The organism is Bacillus sp. ISL-75, from assembly GCF_018613095.1.
Window position 1 is genome coordinate 1 of sequence record NZ_JAGGQX010000080.1, and the last position, 16,671, is coordinate 16,671.

11 protein-coding genes are annotated in these 16,671 nt (G+C 36.9%); 1 reads left to right on the top strand and 10 read right to left on the bottom strand.

Annotated elements, in window-relative coordinates; genetic code table 11:
* Window positions 1-437: 437 nt before the first annotated feature.
* The 4 genes from J7E63_RS27350 to J7E63_RS27365 all read right to left on the bottom strand — a co-directional run bounded on the left by J7E63_RS27350 (window position 438) and on the right by J7E63_RS27365 (window position 2,988).
* Window positions 438-704, bottom strand: a complete 267-nt coding sequence (locus tag J7E63_RS27350; RefSeq protein ID WP_088090886.1) for a hypothetical protein — start codon at window positions 702-704, stop codon at window positions 438-440.
* 230 nt (window positions 705-934) lie between these two features.
* Window positions 935-1,468 (bottom strand): hypothetical protein, encoded by a 534-nt coding sequence (locus J7E63_RS27355; RefSeq protein ID WP_214733367.1) that lies wholly within the window; start codon window positions 1,466-1,468, stop codon window positions 935-937.
* Window positions 1,469-1,816: 348 nt separating this feature from the next.
* Entirely contained in the window at window positions 1,817-2,014 is a 198-nt protein-coding gene (locus tag J7E63_RS27360) for a hypothetical protein (RefSeq protein ID WP_215018248.1), read from the bottom strand.
* Between the two features lie 122 nt (window positions 2,015-2,136).
* The gene (locus J7E63_RS27365) at window positions 2,137-2,988 is read right to left on the bottom strand and encodes an ArdC family protein (RefSeq protein WP_215018250.1); all 852 of its coding nucleotides are present in this window, start codon (window positions 2,986-2,988) and stop codon (window positions 2,137-2,139) included.
* Window positions 2,989-3,797: 809 nt separating this feature from the next.
* Between J7E63_RS27365 and J7E63_RS27370 the strand changes: the two genes are divergently transcribed.
* The gene (locus tag J7E63_RS27370) at window positions 3,798-6,017 is read left to right on the top strand and encodes a YhgE/Pip family protein (RefSeq protein WP_251033808.1); all 2,220 of its coding nucleotides are present in this window, start codon (window positions 3,798-3,800) and stop codon (window positions 6,015-6,017) included.
* A 432-nt stretch (window positions 6,018-6,449) separates the two neighbouring features.
* On the opposite strand, the gene J7E63_RS27375 is transcribed toward J7E63_RS27370, so the two are convergent.
* The 6 genes from J7E63_RS27375 to J7E63_RS27400 form a co-directional block, all read right to left on the bottom strand.
* Window positions 6,450-7,697 (bottom strand): type III PLP-dependent enzyme, encoded by a 1,248-nt coding sequence (locus tag J7E63_RS27375; protein WP_215018255.1) that lies wholly within the window; start codon window positions 7,695-7,697, stop codon window positions 6,450-6,452.
* Between the two features lie 21 nt (window positions 7,698-7,718).
* Window positions 7,719-8,942 (bottom strand): MFS transporter, encoded by a 1,224-nt coding sequence (locus tag J7E63_RS27380; protein ID WP_215018257.1) that lies wholly within the window; start codon window positions 8,940-8,942, stop codon window positions 7,719-7,721.
* Window positions 8,930-11,074, bottom strand: a complete 2,145-nt coding sequence (locus J7E63_RS27385; protein ID WP_215018259.1) for an IucA/IucC family protein — start codon at window positions 11,072-11,074, stop codon at window positions 8,930-8,932. The genes J7E63_RS27380 and J7E63_RS27385 overlap by 13 nt, the downstream gene beginning before the upstream one ends.
* Window positions 11,074-13,071: an IucA/IucC family protein gene (locus J7E63_RS27390; protein ID WP_215018260.1), complete on the bottom strand. Its 1,998-nt coding sequence runs from the start codon at window positions 13,069-13,071 to the stop codon at window positions 11,074-11,076. The genes J7E63_RS27385 and J7E63_RS27390 overlap by 1 nt, the downstream gene beginning before the upstream one ends.
* Before the next feature lie 2,465 nt (window positions 13,072-15,536).
* The gene (locus tag J7E63_RS27395; RefSeq protein WP_215018262.1) at window positions 15,537-16,031 is read right to left on the bottom strand and encodes a carbonic anhydrase; all 495 of its coding nucleotides are present in this window, start codon (window positions 16,029-16,031) and stop codon (window positions 15,537-15,539) included.
* A gap of 99 nt (window positions 16,032-16,130) precedes the next feature.
* The gene (locus J7E63_RS27400) at window positions 16,131-16,496 is read right to left on the bottom strand and encodes a Na-translocating system protein MpsC family protein (RefSeq protein ID WP_214733164.1); all 366 of its coding nucleotides are present in this window, start codon (window positions 16,494-16,496) and stop codon (window positions 16,131-16,133) included.
* Window positions 16,497-16,671: the final 175 nt, after the last annotated feature.

A 16,671-nucleotide genomic window follows, 5' to 3' on the forward strand; every position in this document is an offset into this window, starting at 1 on the left:
TTGTTACGTTGGCTCATGTTCTCTATATTAATAGAAGAAACACGATTAATTTATTGTTTGTTGACGTTTTTTGTTTGTTTAGTTTTCAAAGAACAAGATCACCTATTTAAAAAGCGACAAAAAATATTATATCATACATTTTTAACAACATCAACTAAAAATTACTTACTTTTAAATATTTCAACCTTCAATTGATATGTTTTTTTGAGGCAACTTTTAAATGATAACATTTCTGATGCTCCAGTGCAACATATTTTTACTGAATAATATTTCACTTGGACTGTTAATTTAAAACCTCAGCCTCAAATGGAATATTTCTTAAATAATACCACAACTGCATAATAAAAATCTCAATACTTCCATTTTATTTCCTTCTATATTTCTGTTTTCGTTTTTGACAAAAAAAATTACCATTATTAACATAGTGGCATGTCTAATTAATAGGTCATCTTAGTATGAGGATCGAATTCTTTTAATTGAGAAGTTGCATCAGTATGTTCAAAATATGGATAGAAGAGACAAGGCGACTTTCTAATTAATCTATTCGGGCGTTCCGGATCTTCTATCACTATAAATTGTGCTTCAAATCCGTTGATGTTTTCAACTGATTTACCGATAACTTGAACAATATAACCCGGTTCATATTTATGGGTTTTCTCTAATCTCAACAACTTCCCTATTTCAATTTCATCATAAGTCATCATGTTTACTTCCCCCTTCGTGACTATTATATTACTTTACGCAAAGTCTTAGCATAAACACGCTCCTGGAAATTATTAATATTAATGTCATCTACAATAGATTCGGCCATGCAATTGCAATTTGTTAATTTATTTAAATTTCGCTACAAAATTGACATAATGCTCATAAAAAAACTCCCTATTAGGAAGTTATAACAAAGTTTTATATATAAGATACTTTTCCTACATTATTTTTATTTAGATTTGTTCTCAATTAAGGCTTCTTTATTTAACTCCTTCCGCTGTGTCCGAATAATCATAGGACCGGTTTTTTTATCGTTTTTGATGTTTTGCAAATACTTTACCAGATAACTTTCCGAGATTCGTTCCGGTACATACCCTAAACGGGTCCGAATGATATTTTCCACAACAAATGCCTTTTTCGTGAAATATAGATAATCGCGGCCTGAATCTTTTTCAGCTTCTTTGTAATTGTTACTTCCAGCCTCACTAGCCCTGCGAAATACATGCATATGATGATACATGTCATTACGCTCTTTCCGGATCATTTTAAGTAAATACAGGAGCTCAAAGGTTGATAATGTCATAATTTCCGGTGTGGTCTTATCAATATAGGAAGCAAAAGCAAAATCACGAAATCGAACGTCTAGGCGTTCATGATTTTCTTTAACAATCCTTGCATCAAGCTGCATACAACAAAAATCACAATAGTAATACTCATGATTTATTTTTTCGATTTTGCTACCGCAATATGGACAAGTTTTCATTTCTGATTTCTCCTTTTAAGCCTGTATTTAAACTTTCCACCCATGAGAAATCCATTGTTCCAAACGGTTTATGAACATGTGCACCAGGGTGAATACATTCGTCTCTTAATTTTAAAGGTTATTAAGCTCAGCCTGCTGTCAAACATCTTCTTTTCCTAGAATAAACTTTCAAAGGTTTAGGGTTGCTATAGCAACCTTCTAGCAGGCTCGATGCCTGCTTTTATCAAGAAAAAAACGAATGTTTTTTTCCTCCAACGTGAGCTTCACCGGCTAGGATATAGCCGGTATTTTCTCTAATAGTGTTAAAATGACAAGTATTCTAAGGCATCTAGGTTCAAAGGATTTGTATCAAACAATTTCTATCACCTCGGTATGAATAATACTTTCCGTAGTCAGTTCACATTCTTGGATTCGATCTAATTGGTAAAGATCCTTCCTGTCAGAGTCTTTAGAAACCATTTTTTCTGCCTTTTCTTCACTTGTGGCCACTACAATCGATATTCTTTGTAAGCCATTTGCAAAATAAATTACTTGAAAAACCTTCATATTCTTTCACTCCTTTATAGCATACTATGGATTTAGCTCAACCTGTTCGATTTATCCTTTCACCGGCTGATCCGTCAGCCGGTGAAATTTGTGCTTGTGATTTAACGAGTGACTATTTCCTTTTAGTTTTCGTCTACAGACTGTTCCTTTGTTTCACCTAAAATATAATCTGCTGCTTTCTGTGCTTGAGCAGCTGCTTGTAAAACTAAACGACTTTCTTTTTTCAAAGCTCTTAGCCATGAATCGATATAACTAGCGCTATTTTCTAAAGTGCTGTTATCAATTCCAGCCACTCCGCACAACATCGCCGCACCCATTTCCGCGACTAATTCCTCTTTCGAATAAATCTCATCTCCGAATGCCACTCCTTCAGTCATAATACCTGGGCGGGCTAAACGGCTTTGATGTCCAGTGCTGTGCGCCATTTCGTGAAATAAAGTACAATAAAATTCCTCCGGAAACTTAAAATCTTTGATCGGTGGGCAATTAATTCTATCCCATGTAGGGTAATAAACCGCCTTTCCTGAATGAAACGTGTAATCTGGTGCGTTTATATATCCTTTAAAAATTTCCTCCGCTTTTTCGATGGGGTCATGCTCAAAGGTTTCATTGCTTCTTTTACTTTCTAAGCCGGTACACTGTTTAGTAATCTCCCAAACTCGATAATAAAAGGGTTTGGCAAAAGTCTTTTTCTCCTTTGTTTCTTCGTCCTCTTTCTCTTTCCAAAGCCAATAGACAATGATATGGGAATTTTTTAGCTCTTCTTTTTTGATTCGCCCACCCGCTTCTAAAATCTGTTTTTTAGAAGCATATTCCCCCGGCTCCACTAGGAAAATATTGATTCCCCGGTAAGATTTTTGCTTTTTCCAGTTGACCGCATTTGAATTGGTCCATGGCTGACGCCACGGTACAACTCCCTTTTCTAATTTTTCGATGATTTTTTCTGTAATAATTTCATACACGCTTTTTGTCATTTGGTTTTTCCTCCTTTGATTTTCTAATGGTTTTAGATTTTTGAAGTTTGGTTTTAAGATTTTCTTTTTCCTTTTGACTTGCGAAGCGGGTGAGTTCCCCAAAGGGGGATGATTTTTCCCCTTTTGCAAGTAGAACGAAAAACACGCATAGGCAATGGGTCAAGGGGGCTCATAGCACAAAAAGTTTTTTGCTGTTGCGATAGCGCACTTAAGCAAAAAAGTTTTTTGCCCCTTGACCGATTGACTCGCTTTCTTAGCTTCTAGCCGGAAAGGTTCGGGTGTCCTGCCGGCTGGAAGGTTAGAAAGCTTGCGCTGTTTTACGATTCGGAAGGCAAAAGGGAAAAATAAACAATAAAAGCAGCCGTTTCGGCTGCTCTCCTCTAGTCTTTTATTCTTTTGACCTTTCAATTTTTTGATTATCAGGTTTTAGGCTCGTTCGGTATGGCGGCAGTAAGCCGTAAATGGAACAGGAACCTACGGAATGTAGGCGTGAGCCGTACAGACCGTGGTTATCGGTCCATTTAATGCCGAAGCGACACGTAAGGAATGACAGAAAGGGTGCTCTTTCCTTTCTGATCAGTCGGTAGTGCTGCCGCCCAAAGTACGTTCGGTATGTTTTTAACCTAGATTTTAAAAAACGTGGGCTAATCGTTTCCAGAAGGTGAATTGGGTCAATATAAAAAGTATTCAAAATGGAAAAATGAAGTATCTAACACCCAAGGACTTTTTATAGTAAAATTAGCCTATGAAATAAGGGTCCTACAAAATAAATCGGTACCCGGAAACAATGGGGGATAAAATAGTTGAATATGATAAGGGGCGAGTGGAGAAATATTTTCAACCATCGCAAAACTGGATTAACATTGATAGCCATTCTTTTTATACCGTTGCTCTATAGCAGCATTTTTCTATCCGCTTTTAGAAATCCCTATTCTAAAACTGGGGACCTTCCAATTGCAGTAGTAAATAAAGATCTGGGATCAACATTTGCTGGGCAGAATTTGCAGTTGGGAAAAGACTTGGTTCATGATTTGAAACAGAATCACTCGTTTAAATGGACATTTACCAATAGTAAAGAAGCGTTTAAAGGATTAAAAAATGAAGATTTTTACATGGTAGTCGAAATTCCAAATGATTTCTCTAAAAATGGATCATCCTTGTTAGACGAACATCCTAGTAAAATGGGGTTGAGATATTACACAAATCCAGGGAAAAACTATACTGCATCAAAGATAGCAACCTCTGGAATGAGTAAAATCAATGAGAAAATATCAAATTCTATCACAAAACAATATGCAATCACATTATTTAATAGTTTAAATCAAGTAGGTGATAATTTACAAAAAGCAACTAACGGAGCGAATAAAATTGACCAGGCTGCCAACAAAATTACAAATGCTTCCGAAACCCTACAAGACTATTTGCAGAGTTTAGCTGTTGGCACCGTCTTATTTAAAGACGGCACACAAAGGATATACAATGGAACACAACAATTTCAAACGGAAATTGGCCAACTGTCTAACGGGGTTCAAACACTTCATAGTGGGATGGGTAATTTAGAAAATGGCTTGGGAGTCCTTAACAAAAATGGCGAAATTCTTTCTAAAGGTTCTAAAGAATTAGAACAAGGAGCTAACGATCTTAAAAGAAACTTACAGCAGGCATACCAGGGTACAATTGGGATTCAAGAAAAAATTGACCCACTTTTGATCGCGTTAGAGGATGTAAATGAAAAAAAGCCTGAAATAATAAGCCAACTGAACTCCTTACAACAAATTATTCAGGGCCAGAACCAACTAATTAAAGAACAAAAAGAGCTTATCAATACAAGCAAAAGTCTTTCAGAGCAAGAGAAACAACAGTTGCTTTCGAATTTGGATCATTTCATGTCTCCTTCCACCACAGGAGCGCCGGTTGATTTAGAACAAGGAATCACTGAATTGGAGTCTAGGCTGATAACCGTTTCACAAGGTTCACAGCAAGTGCAGAGTCAACTTGATCAGTTTACAAAAGGACAACTATCGATGGTTGAAGGCGCTAAAAAATTGGCTGAAGGGCAACATACCTTTAGTTCAAATCTAGGGACATTTAACAAAATGTTAGCCGAAGCACATAGTGGTGCTAACAAATTAACGAATGGAACCAGCGCTGTTTCAGACAGTATTTTAAAAATCGAACATGCAAGCAATCCATTTGTGAAAGGGATTGAAAAACTTAACTCAAATGCAAATCAGTTAAGTGAAGACTCTCAAAAACTTGCAGAAGGTTCCGCATCAATATATAAAGGAGCTTCCCAACTATCTAACGGAACAGGTCAATTACTTTCTTCGTTACAATCTGGTGCTACAAAAGCGAATGAACTGAAATTGAATGATAAAAATTTTGACATGTTTTCTAATCCAACAAAGTTGGAATCTCACAAAATCAGTGAGGTAAATGATTATGGAGCTGGCTTAATTCCTTATATTTTGGCTATAGGCTTGATGGCTAGTGCATTATTTTTCGTTTCTACCTATCAACTTAAGGAAACACCGTTAGAACCATCATCTGGGGCTTCTTGGTTTCTCAGTAAGCACAGTGTAGTTATTATGGTTGGGTTGGTTCAATCTATTCTAGCAGTAACTATACTTATCCAAGGCATGGGCCTAGAAGTTAAACATGTATGGGGCTTATATCTATTTACAATTTTGACGAGTCTTACTTTCCTATCTTTGGTGCAAATGCTCTGTACCATTTTGGGAAAAATCGGACAGATGCTTGGATTCATTCTACTCTTACTGCAAATTGGCGGCAGCTCTGGCACATTCCCTATAGCTTTAGCACCTCCATTTTACCAACACATACATGCATTCCTTCCAATGACGTACGCGATAAAAGGATTTCGTGACCTTATCTCGATTGGAAATGATCTGCATGATGTATGGAGCCATGCACTAATGTTAGCCGTGTTTGGATTTGTCTTTAATGCTATTACATTCTTATTTTTTGTTCTTCAATTAAGACATAAGAAAAGCATCTCTGCCGCTTAAGCAAATCTTTTAAATATGGTAAATAGGCCCATTATTTCTTTATATAGAGATATTGGGCCTATTTATATTGATCTTACTTGCTATTGGATACTCCTTAAGGCTGATCCCCAATTTAAAATTTCACCTATGGAATCGAATACTTGCGAAATATAGAGTAGCAGCAACCTTGGTTATTCCTTTAATCCCAGATTAAATTTTGGTTTGAACGAAACTGTCAACCTACCACACCCTAACACTGGCATTCAAACTTCCGACATGACAACGATGGACAGCACACACGATTTTTAGTATTCAGGCACATGACAAAGAACACTGATAAAAACTAAATGAAATTTAATATGGTAAAAAAAGACTAAAAAGAATTTTTAAAGTATCCCTTATTGGGTATAGTCATCATTCTTTCTTCAATTTTTAAAGGCCCTCTTAGATTATTCAAGAGAATATATAAAATTCGTCTCTTTGTTCTTCCATTCTTGTATCAGAACTAATAATAGAGTTAGATTCTATGTAAAGATGCTCTGGGTGTGGATGGCTAAGAAAATCATGATGAGAAATAGCCCACCCATACGCTCCCGTATAACTGAAAAGAATAATATCTCCAACCCGTACTTTTGTAACTAGTATATCCCTTGCAAGTACGTCATTAGGAGTACACAACTCCCCTGTCACTGTAATCACAGCCCCGTTTACTTCAGGACGTTTGAAAGGATATGACCATTTTTCTACTGGTACGATTGTAAAAGGATGACTATGCTTCCAAGCTGCCGGAAGTCTAAAATGATGGCTTCCCCCGCGAACCACACAAAAATATTTACCATGATTTTGTTTAATATCTAATACCTCAGCTGCATAATAGCCGCACGAAGAAGTAATATAACGACCACTTTCAAACAATACCTTCCAATTGGAATGGTTGTGCTTTTCTAACACTTTTTCTAAACACTCCATAAAGTCAACCCAATTAAACTGATTTTCAATATTCTGGTAGTTAATTCCGAAACCGCCTCCTACATTTATATAGGAAATGTCTATATTCCACTGTATTCTCCATGTATTTGCCATTTCGAAACAATGGTCGACGAAGTCCGCATGGGTTTTGGAATCAACATTATTGGACATCGCATGAAAATGAAGACCGACGGGTTTTACATTTTGCAAACTTTTTGCTAAAGCAATCGCATTGGGTATTTCTACTTCATCAATTCCAAATTGTGTCGGTACACCTGCCATTTTTAGCTGTGCGTTTGGAACCGAATGACGCAGGTTGACTCGAAGTAAAATGTTTACGGTTGTTTCGTTTTGACTGGCAATGTGATTGACCAACTGTAATTCATGGATACTTTCTATATGAAGCAAGGAGACTCTATGATGAATAGCCCCTTCAATCTCTTCATGTGTTTTTCCAGGACCGCCGAATAAGATGGGGATTTTTTTATCTATAGCCCGAACTTTCTCAATCTCCCCTAGGGAAGCTACTTCAAACCCATGAACAATTGGAGCTAACTTTTTAAGAAGAGTCGAATCTGAGTTAGCTTTTATCGCATAAAATAATCGGCATGTCCGAGGAAGAGTCGTCATCAAGTCATTTACATGATGATGCAGTTTTGATAAATCATAAATATAAGCACAAAAAGGCTTCCCCCGTTCCATCTTGAGGGTCTGAACGATCTTTTCCATCATTTTTCTACACTCCTATAATAATTACAAATTCCAGATTTGTCGTCTTCTGGCTACAATAAGCAAGGTTATTCCTATACAGCCTGCTCCCATCACAATACCTGCCCATAAAGTACCTGCCCATGACGCAATCGCTCCTATGAGTATCGCTCCTAATGGAATAAACCCTCTATCCATTAAGGCAATACTCAAAATCCTTCCCCTAAGTTGATTAGGAACATGCATTTGTAAAGCAATGCGGCTCATCGTCCGGTAAGTCTGACTTGTTAACCCCGCAAGGAACATAGCTGTTGCTGCTATAAACACGTTTGTAGTTCCTATGAATAAAAGCAAAGAGAATCCAAATCCCATAATTGAATAAATCAACCACTTTCCTTCACCTTTAATAGCTTTACCAAGCGAAAGCCAGGTTGTGCCAACTAAAGCACCGATAGATGAAACAGATAGAAGCATCCCAAACCCTTTAGGTCCAAGCTGTAATAAATCTCGGGCAAATAACGGCATCATTGTTGTATAAGGAAATCCAAATATCATCGGTACAATCGCTAAAATGAGTAAAGATTGTACTGATGGTTGGCTCTTCACATAATCCGCTGCCTCGCGAAGCGTTGTCTTCTCTTTACCCTTTTTATCAGAGTTTGGAAAAGAATGAGAACGAATTATAAGCAATGAGAATAGTACACCTAACGTACCCCATGCATTAATATAAAATAAATTGGCCATATCGGTAACTGTAAGCAGAGCGCCTGCAATCGCCGGTCCCATTATACGAGACAGATGAATAACGGTTGTATTAATAGCAATTGCACTAGTCATTGAGCTTTGGGTTACAAGCTCCGGGACTAAGGCATTACGAATAGGCGGGTCCATAGCGGTAAGCATAGACCGTAAGGTGACAATGAACACAAAAGACCAAAAGGACTGTTTTGCCTCGACAAGATAGCCAAGGCAAAACGTTAACAACATCATTCCTATTTGAATCCATATTAATAATCTTCGTCGATCATAGCGATCAGCCAATATGCCTGCCGGCAAACTTAAGATAAAAGTGGGCACCAAACGGCAGGCATTCACCAATCCTAGATAAAGCGGAGAGTTTGTAAATTGTAATACCGCCCAGTTTAAGGCGACTAAATCCATCCAATCCCCTACTCGTGTCACCAGGCTTCCAGCCATAAAAATATTAAACGTTCTTGAGCGAAGAGCAAAGCGTGGAAGCTGATGATGCTGTACTTCTATTTGTGCCATGGTTCGTTACCTTCCTCCTTCCTAAATTTATAAAGAGGATTAGGAACGGTTGCATAGGAATATCCTTTCCCTTCAGATTCTAAACGCATTTTTGTAAGGGCCTTGTGATCGACTTCTGCTTGGTATAATGCTTCCCTGTCAATACGCGCGTCTTTGGCAAATTGGGGTAAGGATTCAAGTTGATCAAGAACTTTAGTGCAAATCCGATGAATCTCTTGCCACAACTCCCCTTCTCCAAGCCCAAAATGCTTGCAAACTTGCAGAATTAATTCACCGCACTGATTCTGAAATACAGTATAAAATACCTTGTTATGCATTTCCTTTAGACTATCCGTTATCGTTACAGAACCTGGATAAAATTGTACTTGGAACGGATGTTTCTGAAGTCTGTCCCTGTAAATTCTGGTTCCTCCCCAATCACGGAACAACATTCGAACTGGACGCCCCTCTTTAAAAACCATTACACTATTTTGTAAGTGACCTTCTAAACCAACTCCATACTTTACCATCAGAGTAAGGAAACCTGGAAGCGCGATTGAAACATACTCTGAGACAAATTGTAACGCTGCCTTACGAAGTATCGGTTCTTTTATTTCGTCTCTATACTTTTCAATCAATTCGATAAGAAGCGGCTTTTCTGTGATCGGTGATTGAGCAAATAATGAGCTACAGACGATAGCGACTTCGTCCAATGCTACAAATGTTTCTATATTCTCACGTATCACGGCAGATAGATTTCGGCTCTTCAACTTATGAGGATCATCTTTAAGCCCTGCTGTTTCTTTGATTTTGAAATTAAATCCTGCGCATTCACATACAGGTAAAAACTTTTCTGCCAGGTCTTGTTCCTGCTTCATAATAGAATGTATAAGCCGGGTGAATACCACAGCATTGTTTGTGGTATTGGCGGAGATGGAGCGGACTGTTGACGTCATCTGGCTGTTGACAGCTACTTTTATCGCATGTTTTGGCTCCTTTCCCTTCGTAAAAGGTACAACGGTTCTAAATGAAGATGTTGCCCCGCTTGGAATCCTTATGTTACGTATAGGAACCACGATCTGTTTCTTGATTTCTTGGTGGTAGATATCCGGTATTGCTTTGTCCAGTTGCCAAGGATGCACAGGTACTACCACATAATCATTGGTGCAGAGTCCTTGCTCCGTCAATTCCTGTTCCACTACTATTGCCAATTCAGGATACTCTTTAAAAAGAAAGGCATTTGCATTCATTTCGTTTTCATTTATAACACCCCACTCGGAAAAATCTTTTCGAATTGCGACAAATTGAATGTCAGCGACTCCATTGAATTCTGGTGCATAACAAAACACATCTTCTGGATTCATCCCTATTTTTGTTTTGGTACCCGGGTGAAGATTATGGCCTTCTACGGATAATTGTTCAAAAAACAAACTTGAATCAAATGTACGATCGCGATTCTTTTGAAATAGCACCCAATCGATGGCAGTCGTTACTCCGCATTCATCAGCTTTTTTCTGAAGTTCTTTTTTCTTCTGCTCCCAATAGGCATATGCGAGTGCTAGATTCGCACTTCCGTTTACTAATTCTTCCGCTAGCTTTACCCAGGCGGTTTGCTCGCTTCCAGAGTGTCTTTCCTGTTTACTGCGCATCAACTGGAGAAATTCAACAGCATGTTCAATTGCCCTAACTCCATCTTTAGAAACATATAAAATATCCCCATCCACTTCTACTCGATTAAACGCATACGTTCGACTTACCGGAATGACAAGACATTCTCTTTCAAAAAGAGGATATAATTTGTAGACTTTACCACCATCTATTCCATACATGTGGAGTGCCTCAATAATCCTTTGCCAAAACTCATTAATGGAAGGAACATTTAATGTATGAATAGAGCCTATGATGTAAAGATCATACGAATTTGAAGTAAGTCCCATGATATCTTCACGTAACATGGACGCTGCCAGCCGGCGTAAAATCCCTTCACGTCCTCTTGCAAGAGCTATCACATATGACGGGGCCATATTTGGATAAGCTTTTTGCAAAAAAGTAAGAATGTTTAATTCATCTTGAAATACATTTCCCTGTCTAATATCCCTTTTTGTCATACTTAAAACATCGCTTTCAAGAGGGTGTCTTGTTCTTACACTCATCACTGAATCCCTCCTTTCCATTCCATCAAAGGATTGGGAACTTTCATAAACGAATAGGCTGTAATATCTCCTCTTAGCCTCATAGTTGTTAGAGCCTTCAAATCAATCATAGGTTGAAAAAGAGCATCCTCATCTGCTGAAGCCTGTTCGGCAATAGATGTGTCTTTCTTCAATTTTTCAAAAACTGCTTTACATACTGAAGCAACCTGCTTCCAAAGCTTCTCCTCCTTAATTCCCAAGTCACGAATGATACATGAGATCAATTCAGCAAAATGGTTTTGCATGACAGAATATGAAATAATATTTCTCAATTGATCTACTTTTTCCGTTACTGTTGACGAGCCAGGATAAAACTCCACTTCAAATCCTTGTTTCTTCAATCTTTCCGGTAAAATCCGTACACCTCCGAAGTCTCTTAAAAGAATCCGTACCAGCTCCCCTTTACGAAATACAGAAACACTATTTTGCATATGACCCTCTAAGCTAATTCCATACCGCACCATCAAAGTTAAAAAGCCGGGTAACGATATTTCAGCATACTTTTGGATAAATAACGATGCAGCCTCTGCTAGATTAGATAAACCATAATGGTCAGCTAGTTCCTCTATTAATTCAACTGCAATCGACTTGCCGCTAATCGGTGACTCTGCTATAAGCGCGGCAGCAGCCATTGGGATTTCCTCTTCATTTTTGACATGGTTCTCAGGATTCTCCCGTAAAATAGATGCCAAGTTGGCTTGAAGGGTCCAGCGGTCATCTTCCGATAAATCCTGTTTTACTGGTTGAAAGTAAACACCTGCCCTTTCCTGAAGCACTAAAAACCTTCCCTCAAAATGATTCTCTTTTTCTTGAATGTCAGCTAATATTTTCGAAAGAATGGGCCCATTTTCGACGGAATTAGGTGAAACAATACGAACAGCACTGGTTGTTTGTACATTTACCGCCGTTTTTATATGATGCTTTTTCTCCCCGCGGTTTTGAATGGGTGCTAACGAGCGAAAAGAAACCAATGATTGTGTAGGAATACGGAAATTCGAAATTGGAACAATCCTTTTTTGCTCTATCTCTTCTTTGTACAGAGTGCCTAAAGTATGCTTAAACTGCCATGGGTGAACGGGAATTAACTCGAACTGATCAGGATCTAACTCCTGATCTTGCAATATAATTTCAAAAATTGATTTTAAACCTTTATACTCCCTGAATAAACAAGTTGTCACGGTGTGGGTATCGATTGACGTAGTTTGACAATAGTCTTTTGCAACCGCCACAAGAGCTACCTTTGGAGTGGCTCCCCATTCAGGTGAATATTGGATCACATCTTCCACATCAAGTCCAAACTTTGTTTTAGCTCCGGGATGCAGAGGATGACCTTCAACAACCCATTGTTCATAAAAAGCGAGCGGACTAAAGTTCTTATTATCCTTACTCTGTTTCAGCACCCATTCTAAGGAGGTATGTATATGTTTTAAGTTAGCCGAGGTAACTAACTCCTGTGTTCGTAGGGAAGCGCCTGCTAAGGCTAAAGCTAAATTCGCTACTCCATTTTGAATCTCCATTTTAAATCGGTGAAACTGCTTTTCCGTTGCATCTTTTAACAACCCTTCTTTCCATAACAACTCTAGAAGCTCAACAGGATGAATAAGTACACTGAATGACCCATTATGTTTTATAAACAAATCCCCTTCAATATCAAATCTTCCAAGTGAATGCCGTTTCTTGACAACAGTCTGAAGCGTTTTTCCGCTGGGAAGCTTTATGCAAATGATTGTTCCAACACTTTCCAGCCATAAAATTCTTTCTTCTTTGATTATTTTTTCTCGTATAAGTGCCTGAAATAAACGTTGAAAGATCCCTCTTCTTCCTGCCTGAAGATTCAGCAAATATGACTCTTCCAATTTAGGATCTTCGCTCCTAATGTAGGTTAAGATTTTGGCTTCTTCCTCTTCAAAAACCTGATTTTCTATCAGTCTCGCACTTTTTGGTTGTATCGTAATCACTTCTATTTCCCCTTTCCCATAGATCTCAATATCTCACTACACATTGATAATGATAATTATTATCAATCAGTTAACTCGAGTTTCATGTTAATTGATAATGATTCCCATTGTCAACTAACTTAAGTCCTAAAAATAAATTCTTAAAAATAATTAAACTGAAAGATATAGTAACGTAGAGGATATTAAGGTTACCCCCAACATTTTGACGTAAAACCCAAGACAATATTTTCATAAAATAAAAATTGATTTATTTCCCCCTTAAAACGAACATTTTGGAAATCATCTTATTCAACCAAAATTTAAGCTTTAACTTGGGAAATTTGATAAAAAGTTGATGGGATTACATTAAGAAAATATTTAAAAAAGGAGGGCAGAAGGGAATCGAAAAATCGAGGTATTACAAGCTAAATATCACTTAAGAGAAAGGATAATTACTTTTCCATAACAAAAAAAGGGAAGATTTCCTACCTTATAGGCTGTACAAATGGTAAAATAAACCTTTAAGTTAAATTAAGGGCATCTGCGTAGTTGCAGCTGCCCTTTTTGGATTGTTACATTGATTTTTTATTTTTCAAATAAATTTTACAGAAGTGAAGCCCTCGACACTTTTTTGTTGTAATATTTTCGTATCCTTTACTAATGAAATGAATAAACCACAACTGTACTAGTATATGTAGACAAAGATTTAACCCAATTTAGCAAACTTATAATCAAGTATCTAAGATTATTAATTGGTTATTTATTAGAATTTTAGTTTAATCAAGTATGATCTGTAATTAATAGTTTTATTTAGCAATCGGAGAAGCTGTAAAATAATTGATTATTAAATGGCACGTTTGTTAAAAAAAGAAAATAGGCTACACCCTTCGAAAAACATTCCGATAAAAATAACATTCCCCATCTTTATTTTCAGTTTCCTGGGTAAGGTAATTGAAGAGAGACTTCAAAGCATTAGTATTTCGAAGCACTGCATTTTCAGACCGTTTTTTATTACCCCATCACGATCCTGGATCACTTCTTCCTCCAAATACTCCTTATATAATTCAACATTCTCTTTGCTGAGCTTTTCAAGCGTGTATAACGATGTATTTTTAATTTGTGCTACACCTGAAATTCCCTCTTGCTGAAGCCATTTTAAGAATTTATAAAATTCATGAACATAGCCCAGTAGGCTAGAGGAGGATACTTTGCTCGTCTTTTAGATCGAACATATTCCACTACATATGAAGGCATACCTTTTAACTTTACCTCTAGCCTCTGTTCATGAATCATTTTTTCTCTCGATGGATCTGGCATAGTAGCTCATCCTTTCATAAATATTGCTAATGTCGAAAATGGCCGAAAAGTGCGTGAAATAAAGATTTTACGCAAAGATAATTAAAGTAAAAAAGAGAGAAAATACTCTTCTCCCTCTAACTTGTCCAAGGACAAAAAAGATTGAACTTGGCCTATCTATTTATATAAGTTTCTTTATTCTAAAGCCGCTCAAATGCGTTGATCTTATTTTATTGGACCCGCAGCTTACCTCAATTTTCATAAAACATCTACTTTAGTTCCAGCATTTTGTCCATAATATCGTCCTTTACCTTTCTCCTTACAGCTCTTAGTATTCTTTGACAAATACATTTAAAGGATATATGTTAATAATAACAGAACCCACCACGCCTCTTAACAATGCGGACCAAGGTGTTATCTTTAGATAATGTGGGTCAAGGATATTTAAATAAAAGGAATCCATTTTGAAAAAAAGATTTGATCAAAATGGATTCTTATTTAGTAGATTTAAGTTTTGTTTTTATAAAAAAGTTTGATCTTTTTGTGCTGCGTTCTTCCGCAATTGCGCCCGATTGCGGAAGATCAAGATAATCATTACCATACCTCTTCAAGAGTATCCCTGAATAGAAAGTCTAATTTCGAAGTAAAGTTTGGTAAATCGATATTAAGTGTATTAGTGTATTCCCGTAAACGTGTAATTTCTTCATTTAGAAAATTGTTTTCTAGACAAAGCTATTCGCTGTTTTCGCAGTGTCAAGACATCACTACATTGAATACGTTGAATACATTTGTTACTGAGTTAAGATATCAAGTATTCAAAGTAAGTTTTCACTCAATTTTTCGTTTTTGAATACTTTAAATACTCCCGATTTTCATAGTTAAGATAAATGCGGATTTTATACGCTAAGCCTACTTGTTACAAAACAAAGCCGGATTCCTGTACGCTAAGAAAGGAATATCCGACTTTGCCAGCATTATCAATGACTGGCTCCGCCCATCGAGGCTATCATGCTCACCTCTCCATTCACATAAGTTAGAAGATACAGAATATATGAGCAGCGGCTATCAAAATAATTTCAATAATAGTTTAATTACTGTAACAATAATTAAAATACAAAACAAAAAATCTTAATCCCTATAATTGGAGGAATTAAGACTTTTATTTCATTATATACATTGGCAATAGTTTCTTAGAAAATTTCTGATAGCTTTTCATTCCCCTGATCAATATATAATTCTTGGACCTTAACATGTGACGGCAGCAGCGGATGATTGCGTATGATGTTGACAGTTTTTTGTACGCCATCCGTTAAAGTTTTGCCTCCCTGTAGCCATACACTTACCGTACCCTCAGGAAATTCCGGCATGCAATTTTTAAAAAGATAATCTAATGTTTGAATCTTGTCCTGTAATTCTTTGTTTTTATATATTTCGTTCAGTATATCCCCAGTATTCTTTTGATAATCATTTGTGGAGACCACAACGATTTCCTCAACATTACCCTGATACACAGCAATAATGATGTCCCTCATTAAATCGTCGAAAGGGTGTGAAACGACTGGCTGATATGTTTGTAAGATGATCATGTTTTCCGGATTGACATTGGCTTCTTCTTTAATGAATCGTTCAAATTTCTGCTCCATTCCAATCACAAATAGTACTTTTTTCTTTTCATCTCTAGACATTAAATTCACTCCATTAATGATTTGAATTTTGTTCCAAATAAGTTTCCTGACTCTTTCTTATATGAAAAATGCGCAAGTCTTGAACTTATCCTTTTGTTTTTAACATAATTTGCTTTCTAAATCACTGGAAAGCTTAAAGACTATTACTCGTTCTCCAGTTTGTGTACTAATATCGGTGTGAAAACTTACTACTTCTTCCCCTGTTATCGTTAAGATAATTTCTTTTAAATCATCCAGACCGGATTCCACTAAACTGTTGCGATGTTCTTTTACTGATAACAATCCTTCTTTATCCAGACATACTGTATATTCAGCAGGAGTTAGTATACCGTGGAGTATTACAATCACCATATCCCGTAAGATATCCGATTTAACAGATACGGAGCCTCGTCCAAGATAATTTTTCTCCCAATGTGTTAAAGCTTTGCTTATTTCAGCTTCAAGTGTTCCTTTTGTTTTTTCCATACCGATTCCTTTTCCTTTTTTCAAAGTACATTCATAGATGGCCAAATATTGCTTATAATATTCTAAAAAAACAATCTTTTCCTCCCATGTGGCGACTTTCTTTCGGAAATCTAGGTACCATTGCTACAAAAGCGCCGGAAAGAAAAGCAGCCTTCACACAAGGACATATATATAA